Origin of the sequence: Pseudoalteromonas sp. ECSMB14103, assembly GCF_000813065.1 — a bacterium.
GTDB classification, from domain to species: Bacteria; Pseudomonadota; Gammaproteobacteria; order Enterobacterales; family Alteromonadaceae; genus Pseudoalteromonas; species Pseudoalteromonas marina.
This window is the reverse complement of sequence record NZ_JWGY01000003.1, coordinates 322,956-335,694: the sequence shown is the minus strand read 5'-3', so window position 1 is coordinate 335,694 and position 12,739 is coordinate 322,956. Positions and strand designations below refer to the sequence as shown.

General features: G+C 39.7%; 10 protein-coding genes and 1 pseudogene. 7 read left to right on the top strand and 4 right to left on the bottom strand.

The window, feature by feature from the left end:
- Positions 1–18: 18 nt before the first annotated feature.
- From glgC to rluF, 5 genes are all read left to right on the top strand, one after another.
- Entirely contained in the window at positions 19–1,320 is a 1,302-nt protein-coding gene (gene glgC / locus RF53_RS09280; RefSeq protein ID WP_006791778.1) for a glucose-1-phosphate adenylyltransferase, read from the top strand.
- A 70-nt stretch (positions 1,321–1,390) separates the two neighbouring features.
- Entirely contained in the window at positions 1,391–2,926 is a 1,536-nt protein-coding gene (locus RF53_RS09275) for a glycogen synthase (RefSeq protein WP_039037407.1), read from the top strand.
- Positions 2,927–3,018: 92 nt separating this feature from the next.
- The gene (locus RF53_RS09270; protein ID WP_039037475.1) at positions 3,019–4,233 is read left to right on the top strand and encodes an EAL and HDOD domain-containing protein; all 1,215 of its coding nucleotides are present in this window, start codon (positions 3,019–3,021) and stop codon (positions 4,231–4,233) included.
- Between the two features lie 15 nt (positions 4,234–4,248).
- A complete protein-coding gene (locus RF53_RS09265) occupies positions 4,249–5,334 on the top strand; it encodes a DUF418 domain-containing protein (RefSeq protein ID WP_235420612.1) in 1,086 nt (361 codons plus the stop codon).
- A 64-nt stretch (positions 5,335–5,398) separates the two neighbouring features.
- The gene (rluF, locus tag RF53_RS09260) at positions 5,399–6,364 is read left to right on the top strand and encodes a 23S rRNA pseudouridine(2604) synthase RluF (RefSeq protein WP_033035542.1); all 966 of its coding nucleotides are present in this window, start codon (positions 5,399–5,401) and stop codon (positions 6,362–6,364) included.
- Between the two features lie 92 nt (positions 6,365–6,456).
- Here the strand turns inward: rluF and RF53_RS09255 are convergent, their stop codons facing one another.
- Both RF53_RS09255 and RF53_RS09250 read right to left on the bottom strand, forming a co-directional pair.
- Positions 6,457–9,534, bottom strand: a complete 3,078-nt coding sequence (locus RF53_RS09255) for an efflux RND transporter permease subunit (protein ID WP_039037406.1) — start codon at positions 9,532–9,534, stop codon at positions 6,457–6,459.
- A 2-nt stretch (positions 9,535–9,536) separates the two neighbouring features.
- Positions 9,537–10,619, bottom strand: coding sequence for an efflux RND transporter periplasmic adaptor subunit (locus tag RF53_RS09250; RefSeq protein WP_039037405.1), 1,083 nt, complete (start codon positions 10,617–10,619; stop codon positions 9,537–9,539).
- A 122-nt stretch (positions 10,620–10,741) separates the two neighbouring features.
- Between RF53_RS09250 and RF53_RS09245 the strand changes: the two genes are divergently transcribed.
- The gene (locus RF53_RS09245) at positions 10,742–11,644 is read left to right on the top strand and encodes a LysR family transcriptional regulator (RefSeq protein WP_008127847.1); all 903 of its coding nucleotides are present in this window, start codon (positions 10,742–10,744) and stop codon (positions 11,642–11,644) included.
- Positions 11,634–11,939, top strand: coding sequence for an MGMT family protein (locus RF53_RS09240; RefSeq protein ID WP_039037404.1), 306 nt, complete (start codon positions 11,634–11,636; stop codon positions 11,937–11,939). The genes RF53_RS09245 and RF53_RS09240 overlap by 11 nt, the downstream gene beginning before the upstream one ends.
- A 66-nt stretch (positions 11,940–12,005) precedes the next feature.
- On the opposite strand, the pseudogene RF53_RS19380 reads toward RF53_RS09240, so the two are convergent.
- Positions 12,006–12,169: pseudogene (locus RF53_RS19380) on the bottom strand (IS3-like element ISCps9 family transposase); the annotation flags it as partial.
- Between the two features lie 81 nt (positions 12,170–12,250).
- A complete protein-coding gene (locus tag RF53_RS09235; protein WP_039037403.1) occupies positions 12,251–12,580 on the bottom strand; it encodes a helix-turn-helix transcriptional regulator in 330 nt (109 codons plus the stop codon).
- Between the last annotated feature and the right edge of the window lie 159 nt (positions 12,581–12,739).

The following is a 12,739-nucleotide window of genomic DNA, read 5'->3' as shown; positions in this document are numbered from 1 at the left end:
ATAAATGGAGAGAATAGTATGCCTAATTATGCAAATCGCTACATAAGTAGCCTAACTAGAGAAACGTATGCGTTAATACTGGCTGGTGGTCGTGGTTCTCGCCTGCACGAATTGACCGACTGGCGTGCAAAGCCAGCCGTTTACTTTGGTGGTAAACACAGAATTATTGATTTTCCTTTGTCTAACTGTATCAACTCGGGTGTTAGGCGTGTGGGTATAGCAACACAATATAAATCTCACTCACTTATTCGCCACGTAAATCGAGCTTGGGGGCACTTTAAAAAGGAATTAGGTGAATCGGTTGAAATATTACCTGCATCACAACGCCATGGTGATGAATGGTATTGCGGCACCGCCGATGCTGTTTTTCAAAATATGGATATTATTCGTCATGAGTTACCTAAATATGTAATGATTTTATCAGGCGACCACGTTTATCGTATGGATTACGGTGCATTGCTTGCTGAACATGTTCAAAAAGGGGCCGATATGACCGTGTGTTGTATCGAAGTACCTGTTGAAGAAGCTGCAGATACCTTTGGTGTAATGACAGTAGATGAAGAAAGCCGTGTTTGTCGTTTTGATGAAAAGCCAGCAATGCCAAGCTCAGTGCCAGGCAAGCCGGGTACATGCTTAGCATCAATGGGTAACTATATATTTAATACTGAGTTCTTATTTGAGCAACTTAAGAAAGATGCTGAAAATGAAGGCTCAGGACGTGATTTTGGGCATGACATAATCCCCGCTATTATTGAAGAGCATAACGTTTTTGCATTCCCATTTAGAGACCCTCAACAGGAAGGTCAGCCATATTGGCGCGATGTAGGAACACTCGACTCATTTTGGGAGGCTAACATGGAGCTTGTTATGCCTGAGCCTCAACTTGACCTGTACGACCCAGCGTGGCCAATTTGGACATACCAAGAGCAATTACCCCCAGCTAAATTTATATTTGATGATGACGACAGGCGAGGAATGGCCCTTGACTCTACAGTTTCTGGAGGGTGTATTATTTCAGGTTCGGCAGTAAGAAAATCATTGTTATTTTCTAACGTGCATGTGCGCTCGTTTTGTGAAATTGAACAATCGGTTATTTTACCGGGCGCTATTATTAACCGCGGATGTAAAATTAAACGTGCAATAATAGACAGAAGTTGTGAAATACCTGCAGGGCTTGAAATAGGGTTTGACCGTAAAACAGATGAAGAAAATGGTTTTAGGGTATCAAAAAAAGGCATTGTACTTGTTACCCGCGACATGCTTAGTGAACTTGCTAAAAAGTTAGAGCGTCAAACACAAGAAAATAAGAAACTAGCTTAATACAGAGTTAGGCAAAACAAGCTTGCCCTAAAGCGGGTAAGCTTATTAAAACAAAGGAAGTAGTAAATTAATGCATGTATTAATGGTTGCAGCAGAGAACGATGCGTTACCTGGCGCTAAAGTAGGCGGTGTAGCAGATGTAGTCCGTGATGCCCCGAAGGCTCTTGCGAAGCATGGCGTATCGGTTGATGTAGTGATCCCAGATTATGGGTTTGAGCCATTAAATAGGCATTGTATAGGTGAAGTAACCGTGGCGTTTAATGCTCAATCTCATGTAATGACTTTGTTTAAAGTGGATCAAACAAAAAATAATATAACTCAAATTGTAATAAGCCACCCAATGTTTAGTGAATCGGGTAGCGTTTATTGTAATGATGCACCGGGTAGGCCATTTGCAACCGATGCAACAAAGTTTGCGCTATTTAATGCGGCTGTTTGCGAAGCATTATTACAAGGACTACTTAAACGTCCTAGTACGCTGCATTTACATGACTGGCATAGTGCATGCGTTGCTGTTTTACTTAAGTTTGAGCCGCGTTATTGTGCTTTACACGATATACATTTAGCGTACACAGTGCACAATTTAGCACTACAAGGAATAAGGCCTTTTAAGCACGATGAGTCGAGCTTAGAAGCTTGGTTTCCATCATTAAGTTACAACGGGCAACACTTGTGCGACCCAAGGTATTCAAATTGTTTTAACCCAATGCGAAGCGCCATTAATTTAGCAGACAAAATTCATTTAGTATCGCCTACCTACAGCCAAGAAGTGCTTAAACCCAGTAATTACAATGATGGCTTTTTTGGTGGTGAGGGGCTTGAACAAGACCTACAAAATGCAGCCAATCAAGGTAAAGTGGTCGGCATTTTGAATGGCTGTGAATACCCTGCATTGGAAGTAGCAAATGCAGTTATGGACGAGTTGTACAACGAGGCAGAAAAAAGCTTATTTGCTTGGATGAGCAACAGCGAACAGCTTGAAAGCGTTCACTACATTGCGCACCAACGATTAAAGCAATTTAAAGCGACACCAAATAATGGGCCAATTGTGACAAGCGTAGGTAGACTCACAGAACAAAAAGTATTGTTATTATGTCAGCCATTAAATGGTGAACTTGCGATAGACGCAGTATGTAATAGTATTAATGAACAGGGTGGGCGTTTAATCATATTAGGCTCTGGCGATAAAGCGCTAGAAGCATTGTTTACAAAAGCTATGGCACGTAACGAAAATTTACTATTTTTAAAAGGTTATGCGCAAAGAGTAGGTGATTTAATGTATCAATTAGGTGATTTATTTTTAATGCCTAGTTCGTTTGAGCCTTGCGGAATAAGCCAAATGCTGGCAATGCGCGCAGGCCAACCTTGTTTGGTACATAGTGTTGGTGGATTAAAAGATACGGTAATACACAATCAAAATGGGTTTAGTTTTAATGGCGCAACATTACGTGAGCAAACACATACTTTGCTTTCATGTTTAACCGAAACGCTAGCATTTTATAAACAACATCCAAAAAAATGGCAGCAAATAAAATCTAATGCTAAAGCAGTACGCTTTTCGTGGTCTCAGGTTGCAAGTGATTACATTTCAACCTTGTACCGATAAAGTTTGTTTAATTTCACTTAAGCGAAGTGACATTTTAGATTATTTACGCTATTAATAACTTGGTATTAATGGAATTAAATAAAGTAGGTAAAGTGTCTGTATTTGTTGCAAGGCAAGCAATTTTCAATCGGCGTCAAAAAGTAGTTGCTTACGAGCTACTTTTTAGGGACAGTCCTAAAAACTTTTTTCCTGATATAGCCGAAGGGCAGGCAACTGCACGGCTTATTATGGAAAATCAACTTAATTTGGGCACACGCCATATCACCTCTGGTAAAAAAGCGCTCATCAACATTGGGCCTGAATCTTTAGAGCTTGACCTGTGTGCCTTTTTACCGTGCCAAGACGTTGTAATAGAGCTTCTTGAAAGCATAGAGCCCACTGATACAAATTACGAGTTATGCCGAGAGCTCTTTCATAGTAACTTTAATTTAGCCCTTGATGACTTTGTATACAAACCACAATGGGATCGCTTTTTAAAGCTGGTTAAACTCATAAAATTTGATATAACCATAACCCCATTAAACGACATTCACCCTATTATAAAAAAGCTCAAAGATCACAAACAAATTAAGTTACTCGCAGAAAAAATAGAAACACAGGAAGAATACGAAGTTGCCGCTGGCATGGGCTTTGATTACTTTCAAGGTTATTTTTTTGCAAAACCCACCATGATGAAGCACAACGACATTGATTATAACTACGGGTTAGTCGTTGCAATATATGCTGAAATAATGGGCCCCAATCCAGATTTAACCAAAATAGCAGCGTTGTTTGAATTGGATGCCGCACTGGCTTATAAATTACTACGTTTAATTAACAGCGGCGTATTTCCCATACAAAGTAAAATAGCCTCCTTGAAGCAAGCGCTGGTTTATTTGGGCCAGGAGCGGTTAAAAAAGTTTGTTAGTTTAATTGTGACCGCTCACACCGCTGGTAAAAAGCCTGCAGAGCTAATGCAAGTGTGCGTCGTACGTGCGCGCTTTTGTGAATTGATTGCTAAAAAAGTGGCCAAGCATCAGTCAGGAGAGGCGTTTTTAACCGGCTTGTTTTCGCTTCTTGACGCTATATTAGATCAACCAATGAGCTTGCTTGTTGAAAAATTACCTTTTCAGGATGAGATAAAAGCAGCCTTGCTCGAAGAAAAAAACACACTGTATTACATTTTAAAAGTTGTTAAAGCATACGAAACCGGCAGCTGGTGGGCACTCGAACAAGCTGTTATATTTTTAAACATACAAAGTGATATACTACCAGAGCTTTACCAGAAGTCGGTTGACTGGGCCGACAGCTATAAAAATAATATTTAACGGAAAATAGCTTTAATGCGTAATTATAATATGGACTTTATTCGCGGCATTGCCGTGCTTGGCTTAGTGTTTATGAATGGCTATGCCTTTGGTTTTATGGAATTCGGTTATGTGCCTTTAACCATCCCCCCTGTAAGTGACACCATTATTGAATATTTGAATATACTGTTTATAGAAGGCCGATTTAGAACGCTGTTTAGCTTACTTTTTGGCGCAGGTTTATATATTCAATGGCAGCTTTTTAAATCATCTGTGCAAATAAAAAGTAGATTATATTGGCTCATAATTTTTGGTCTTATACATGGCTTTTTACTTTGGGCTGGTGATATTTTGTTTGTTTATGGGGTGTCTGGCTGGTTTATTATTAAATATCTAGACACCGACAACCCTAAGCTATTGCAAAGAGGGCTTGAGTTTACGGGGCTCTCGGCGGTTGTTACGTTTTTAGTGTTGTTCACTATTCCTGACGATCAGAGCTTTCGTGACTCTGCCAAGTTTATTGAGTTATTTAGTCCTCATTACAGTGATTACTTTAATGAAAATCTTTTTATAAATATCCTTATGCTAATCACAGTGCCGCTAATGACGATGTGGATGTGCGTTGGCATCATGCTAATTGGCATTTACGCGTATAAAGAGGGAATATTTAACAAAGGTCTATCAAATCAGCAGTTGTGGGTGTGTGGCTTAGGTGTACTTATATTTTGTAGTATACGAGTAAGTACATCAACGCTTACTGGTGGTTTGGGTATGAGTTTACAAGAAATTTCTAACATGTTTGCTGCTCTGTGTATGGCTGGGCTTTATATTCATGTAATTGTTAAGTTTTGTAATAATAGCCCACAGTTTGGCAAACTAATACAGCAGGCGGGTCGCATGGCATTCACACTGTATATAAGCCAAACAGTTATGCAATTGCTTATTTATAGAGTGTTATTTCCAGAGTGGATACTTAGCTTTAATAGAATAGATTACTGGTTAGTTGCTGCCAGCTTAGTTGCTGTGCAGTTATTATTTACGTTATTTTATAGTCGTTATTTTAAACAAGGGCCGCTTGAAGTGCTGTGGCGCAAATTAACCGACATTAAATCGGCGGCATAACTCGCATTTTTAGGTGGTTTGGGTATACACTAGCGACCCTAAAAAATTAATACCATTAAGTGATATGACCGAATTAAAACGTTTAAATAAATTTATTAGTGAAACAGGTTTTTGTTCACGCCGTGAAGCCGATAAATATATTGAGCAAGGTCGTGTGTCAGTTAATGGTAATGCGCCAGAAATGGGAGTGAAGGTTGCAGCAACCGATGTAGTATTGGTCGATGGCAAACCATTAAAAACACCACCTAAACGCGTTTATATTGCCTACAATAAACCGGTGGGTATAACGTGTACAACCGAGCGTAAAATCCAAAGCAATATTGTTAAAGCGGTTAATTACCCCGATCGTATATTTCCAATTGGGCGCCTAGATAGACCTTCTGAAGGGTTAATATTTTTAACTAACGAAGGCGACATTGTAAATAAAATTTTGCGTGCGGGTAATAACCACGAAAAAGAATACGTTGTCACCGTAGACAAGCCTCTTAATCGCCAATTTGTATCTAAAATGGCCAACGGCATTCCTATTTTAGATACTGTTACTAAAAAGTGTAAGGTTACACAAACAGCCCCTAAAGAATTTAAGATCATTTTAACTCAGGGGTTAAATCGCCAAATTCGCCGAATGTGTGAGTATTTAGGTTACGAGGTGGTTACTTTAAAGCGTACTCGTATTATGAATGTAACATTAAAAGGGTTAAAAGTGGGTCAATGGCGTCATTTATCCGATGTTGAAATGGCGCAAATAAACGACTCAATTGCTGACTCAGGCAAAACACAAGAGCACTCGTTAGATACTAACAAGCAAGTTGATAAAAATGCGGCTATATCACCTAAGCGCGACTTTCAAGGTGAAAACCCTCGTCGTAATAAGCAAAAAGAGCGAGGCGATGAGCAAAAAAATAATCGCACTAATGCACCTTATCAAAAGCGCTCTACAACCTATGTTGGTAAACCAAAAACGGCAAAAGCAAATAGTGCATCTAGCAATAAAGCAGGCGCACGCACTAAGCTAAGTTTAAAAAAATAAGCTAAGCAATTATCACTGTATTTATTTAAGTTATAAAAAATGCCACAGTTTACGCTGTGGCATTTTTATTTAGTTAAACACTTAATATGTCTTTATTTACGTGGTTGGTATTCAATTCTAAAAATCATAGTATATAAAACAGGCACTACTATTAATGTAAGTATGGTCGCAAAGCCTAAACCAAACATAATTGTGACCGCCATAGATTGAAAGAACACATCAAACAGCAAAGGGATCATACCGAGTATTGTAGTGATTGCAGCCATTGCAACAGGGCGCACACGGCTCACCCCAGAATCAAAAACCGCTTGGTAAGGTGAGCTGCCCGCTTTTAGCTCAAGGTTTATTTGGTCGACTAATACAATGCCATTTTTAATGAGCATACCACTTAAGCTTAATAACCCAAGTAGGCCCATAAAACTAAACGGCGCGTTCATTGCTAATAAACCGGCACTGACACCAATAATTGCCAATGGAACTGTAGCCCAAATTACAAGAGGCTGTTTTAATGAGTTAAACAGTAAAACCGTAATAGCAAACATAGCTAAGTAGCCAAGCGGCAAAGACCCAAATATAGCTTTTTGAGCTTTGCTAGAAGATTCATATTCGCCGCCCCATTCTAATGAGTACCCATGAGGTAGCTCTATAGATTCAACAGGGCCACGTACTCGGGCAAACAATTTAGCGGCTGTTTCATCTCCTAGCACATTTTGGTCGGCCATTACCGTTATTGTTCGCTTTCTATCGCGACGCATTATTAGGCTGTCTTCCCATTCAACGATAAACTCATCTACCACTTGAGTTACTGGTACAAATACACCTAAAACAGGGCTGTATATTTGTAAATCATGAACGCTATCTACATTAAGACGCTCATTAGCAGGGGAGCGCGCAATAATTGGCAGTAATTGAGTACCATCACGGTATACACCCACCTGTTTACCCGACAAGCTTGTAAGCAGCACATCATCCAGATCTGATTTACTTATGCCTAAGCGTCGTGCCTTTTGCTCGTTAAACTGTGGACGAATCATTTTGGTTCGCGCACGCCAATCATTACGAATATTAAATGCGCCGTCATCTTGAGCCATAAGCTTTTCGGCTTCAGCTGCGAGTTTTCTAAGAATGACAGGGTCAGGGCCTGTAAAGCGGGCTTCTATTTTTGCATCAGTAGAAGGCCCAATCTCCATAGGCTTTATTTTTAGTTGAGCTGATAACGGTGTATTTTGAGAATAATCACGGACCTTTTGCATAACAACCGCAACTGCTTCGCGGTCTTTTACTCTTATAATAAGTTGTCCATACGACGAGTAAGACTTTTGAGGCGCATAAGTAAGCATAAAGCGCGGCGCACCTTGCCCGGTTGTACTTGTTACTTCTTCTACAAGTTCTTCTTTTTGCAAATAGTTTTCAAGCTTCTTTATGCCATCTAGTGTGGCACGAATATCCGAACCTTGTTGTTGCCAGTAATCTACGTAAAACATAGGTGTGTTTGAGGCAGGGAAAAACGACTGCTTAACCGAACCAAACCCCACTACGGCACTGCACAGTAATACAACCATGAGGATCATTGTTGACTTACGATAGTGCATTGCTAAATCTAATAGCGCTTTATAGCCTGTAAAAATAAACCCTTGGTATGGGTCGCTATCTGAATCGTCTTCGGTGTTTTTATTTTTTTTAAATTCATTTTCTGAAAACATAAGGTTTGCAAAAAATGGAGTTAAAGTAATAGCGGTTATCCAGCTAAGTAACAGCGATATAAACAACACCCAAAACAAGCTGCCCGCAAACTCACCGGTTGCGTCAGAGCTTAAACCAATTGGCGCAAACGCAGTAATACCAATAATAGTTGCACCTAACAATGGCCATTTAGTTTGCTCCACAATGTTAACTGCGGCTTTAAGTTTGGTTTGGCCACGTTTTAGGTTTATTAAAATTCCTTCGGTAACCACTATGGCGTTATCTACCAGCATACCAAGGGCTATAATAAGCGCACCTAACGATATACGTTGTAAGTCTATGGCAAACAACTTCATAAAAATAAAGGTGCCTAAAACCGTTAGTAATAAAATACCGCCTATTAAAATACCGCTTTTAAGGCCCATAAAAATAAGGAGTACCACAATTACTATCGCAATGGCTTCTAGCAGGCTAACAATAAAACCATCTACCGAGGTTTCTACTTCTTTTGGTTGGTTGTATACAGCATTCACGTCAATACCATGCGGGCGCTGGTACTCAAGTTCAGCTAAGTGAGCATCAATACGTTTACCTACATCAACCACATTAACGCCATTCATAAACGATACGCCAATTAATAGCGCTTGCTCAGAGTTGTATCTAATTACATTAGTGGGTACTTCAGCGTACTCTCTAAATACTTCGGCAACATCACCCAAATAAATAAGCTCGCTCGCACCCGGTTTAGAAATCAGCAGAGTTTCAAGCTCTTTAACATCTTTAAATTCGCCAGTGGGATGAAAGCGAATCGACTCATCGCCCACTCTAATTTTACCTGCGTTAGACACCGTGTTTTGAGATTGTAACAATGCAAATATATGGCTGGGTGCAATACCAAGTTGGGCTAATTTACGGGTAGATATTTCTACCATTACTTGCGGCTGTTGCTCACCTGCAATCGTTACCTTGCTTACCCCTTTAACTAATACCAGTTCACGTTTTAAATAGTCGGTGTAGTCTTTTAGTTCATCGTAAGAATAGCCATCACCTACAACAGAATACAAAACACCATATACATCGCCAAAGTCATCTAAAATTGTACTTGGGTAAACACCACTGGGTAAAGACGGAGAAAGATCGTTTATTTTACGACGCATTTCATCCCAAATTTGGCGAAGTTGCTCTTTTCGATAAGTGCTCTTCATTTCCACGGCAATTTGCGACTTCCCGTTGGATGAAATAGAAGTCACGTGGTCAACATAGGGTAACTGTTGAATTGCATTTTCGAGTGGAAAAGTAACTTCTTCCTCGACTTGCTGCGGTGATGCGCCAGGGTACATGGTAATAACCATGGCCTGTTTAAGTGTAAATTCAGGGTCTTCTAACTGGCCTAAATCAAAATACGATACGCTACCACCAATTAAAAGCAGCAGGGCAAACATCCAACTAATTACTTTTTTCTTTATAGAAAATTGTGCAAAGCTCATAATTATAAGCCTCGCTCTTTATTCCATGGACGAACTTTCATGCCTTCTTCAATCGAATGAACACCCGCAGACACCACAATTTGGCCCTCTTTAATACCGCTAAGTACCTCTATGCCATCATGGTGTAATTGGCCAACTTCAACAGCTTGCTTATGGACTTGGCCGGTATTTTCATCATAAAGCCAAACATAGGCATTATTTTTAATTGCTTCTTGAGGATCAGAAAAAACCGATTCAATAGGGAGTATTGTGTAAGCAACCTGCGAACGTGTTACTTTACTTAAATCAATTAAAACGCGGCCAGTCATACCTGCTAGTAAGTTAAAGTCATCAGGCACGGGTAACGAAAACACCACTTTATAAGTGAGTGTTGCTGGGTCGGCTTGAGTGTCCCATTCTTTAATATCGAGCGAGTATTCTTTATCTTCAAAGCCATCAAATTTAACAGTAGGGTGGTAATCCGTGCCTTTTTTGAATCGTGCCACTATTTTTTCAGGAACCTGAATTTCTACGTCCATTAAATCGCGCGTTTCTAGGCGCAAAATGTTTTGCTTAGCTTGAATATTTTCAAAATTCTTTACAAACACTTTGGCAACAGTGCCCGCAAAAGGGGCTCGCAATTCACTGTACTCTAGGTTGGTTTCAGCAATTTTAAATGCCGACTCAGCAATTTGCATATTGGCGGTTGCTTGGTCGAGCTCAGATTGGCTGGTAATTTTTTTCTCGAATAATTGTTCAATTCGTCTCAGTTGCGATTTTGCCAGTTCGTAACGTGCTTTACGTTCATCAAACTGGAGTTGAAAATCTTCAGGGTCTAATTTGGCTAGTAAATCGCCTTTTTCAACGTGTTCACCAGCAAGAACCGGAAACTCTATAAGTTCTCCGTTTACCCTAAATGCAAGGTAAGATCCTTGGTTTGCAACCACCTCAGCAGGGAAACTACGAATATTGATTTGAGAGTCATGGCCAATATTGAACAGCTTAACAGGGCGAATGGGCTCTTCTTTAACTTGTTGTTCTGGCTCAGAACAGGCAATTAAGCTAAGTAGGGTCGTTGTTAGTAAACATAGACGAAAGAGTTTCATGTCTTCTCCGTTGCAATATTGGCAAAATAATTAAGTGCAGGATACGCTGCAAACATATAAAATAAAATTCATTAAATTTTAGAGACTCAATAAGTTTTACTTATAATGTTTTGAGGCGGTATATGAAGCTGAATCAATTAGTAATATTAGATGCCATAGTGCAAAGCGCAAGTTTGAGTGGCGCTGCGCAAAAGCTTCATAAAACACAGCCCGCGCTAACGTTGGCTATAAAAAACTTAGAAGCGCAAATAGGCTTTGAGCTGCTAGATAGAACTAAGTACCGGTTACAGCTTACTGAAAAAGGACGTATTTTTCATCGTGAAGCACAACAGTTACTGCATGCAAATGACGAGCTTGCCAAACTCGCAGAAGAGCTTTCGTTAGGAAATGAACCCCAATATCAAATTTGTTACGAACAGCTCTGCCATAAACAAAGTTATAACAAGATCATAAGTAATACTTTTAGGCAGTTTACGAGTACAGAGTTTTGTATTACCAGTGGCAAACGGTTTGTATCGTTAGAACAAGTTAATAGTGGGCAAGCAGAGTTAGGTATTGGCCCCTGGTTTGATTTATTTCATGCTACAGGTGACTTAGAAAGTGTGCCCATAGGTAAGCTCGATATTGGTATAGTAAGTGCTAAAGGGCTATTACCCCAACAGTTAACATACACACAATTACAAACCTATCCGTGTTTAGCTATGTTTGAAAGCGATTTAAGTATAGACAGCGATAGGCTATCTTACTCTAAGGGTTCTGCAATGATGAAAATAGACGATGTAGCAACTTTAAAATCGTTTTTACTTTCAGGGGCCGGATGGGCAATGATGAGCCTAGAGCATTGCAAACCTGAAATAAAAGCAGGCTTATTACAAGAAATCCATATTACAGACCGCGAACATAAATTTAGCGCACAAATAAGAGCGTTTAGGCAGCATGCTATTCATCATGGCCCTGTGGCACGCACTGTATGGGAGCAATTTAAACAACTAAGTAAGGCCTACGCTGATAAAAATGGATATTGAAAAAGAAACCCTTATTTATACCGTAATAGCCGGTATCCCAGCAGGAAAAGTAGCAAGCTATGGTCAAGTCGCTACGTTGGCTGGATTTCCGCAAAACTCACGCTTAGTTGGGCGTTTATTAAAAATAATGCCAAGTGATTCTGTTATTCCATGGCATCGTGTTGTAAACAGCCAAGGTAAAATAGCGTTCCCTGTAGGCAGTAACAAGTACCAAGAACAGCGTCAAAAATTATTATCAGAAGGTGTACTTTTTAAAAACGACAAAGTAAATATGCGTGAGTGTAGATGGCAGTAAAATTAACACTTTAGGCTAATTGCCAGTGTAGATCCGATAAATAAGTGCCATTCGGCACAGTAAAATACCTTCTAGATATTTTTGCAAAGTACTCAGTATTAACAGATGAATACCTAGCGCCCCTGCAACATCCTTTGATATTGCATCGTCTCGTAAGCTTAGTTTGACTGCTTTGATTTTAAAATTAACGGGGTAAAATATGTCTTTCTAGATTGGGTATATCTAGGCATTTTAGCCTCCTCAAAGTGATGAGGAGGTGTCCACTAAATAGGGTGAGGAGCAGCGCCCGTTTGAGTAACTTGTTATACGCATTATACCGTTAAAATAAAAGCGATTATAAATGCCACAAAAAATGAGACTAGTGTTGCTTTTATATTCACATGATCAACTTTGTATCTAACCGCACTTAAGAAAGTTGGAGCCATATCAATAGGAATCTTTTCTTTCTCAATAATATCGCTTGTCTGAATATCATAAGCAGAACAGATTGACATGACCGATTCAGGTGATGCGACTCCTGATTTTTCGATACGTTGAACGGTTCTTAAACTGATCCCTGCAACATCCGCGAGTTGCGATTGACTCCATGCTTTAGATTCTCTTAACTGCTTCAACTTTTTTACGTTTAATTGCATTTCCATAATTACTTCCTCAAAGATAAAATTTCAAATTATTATCGTAAGAAAGCCCCTATATTGATACGTCATATATGTGACATTCATTGACAGATTAGCGCCACCAGTGCGTATAACGCCGCGCTCTGCGGAAATTTAGGAGCGCCAGCGAGTAAATTTTCCGTA

Coding starts and splice junctions, on each gene's coding strand:
- rluF (WP_033035542.1), top strand. CDS start 5,399: ATGACCGAATTAAAACGTTTAAATAAATTTATTAGTGAAACAGGTTTT.
- RF53_RS09265 (WP_235420612.1), top strand. CDS start 4,249: ATGCGTAATTATAATATGGACTTTATTCGCGGCATTGCCGTGCTTGGC.
- glgC (WP_006791778.1), top strand. CDS start 19: ATGCCTAATTATGCAAATCGCTACATAAGTAGCCTAACTAGAGAAACG.
- RF53_RS09235 (WP_039037403.1), bottom strand. CDS start 12,580: ATGGAAATGCAATTAAACGTAAAAAAGTTGAAGCAGTTAAGAGAATCT.
- RF53_RS09240 (WP_039037404.1), top strand. CDS start 11,634: ATGGATATTGAAAAAGAAACCCTTATTTATACCGTAATAGCCGGTATC.
- RF53_RS09250 (WP_039037405.1), bottom strand. CDS start 10,619: ATGAAACTCTTTCGTCTATGTTTACTAACAACGACCCTACTTAGCTTA.
- RF53_RS09255 (WP_039037406.1), bottom strand. CDS start 9,534: ATGAGCTTTGCACAATTTTCTATAAAGAAAAAAGTAATTAGTTGGATG.
- RF53_RS09245 (WP_008127847.1), top strand. CDS start 10,742: ATGAAGCTGAATCAATTAGTAATATTAGATGCCATAGTGCAAAGCGCA.
- RF53_RS09275 (WP_039037407.1), top strand. CDS start 1,391: ATGCATGTATTAATGGTTGCAGCAGAGAACGATGCGTTACCTGGCGCT.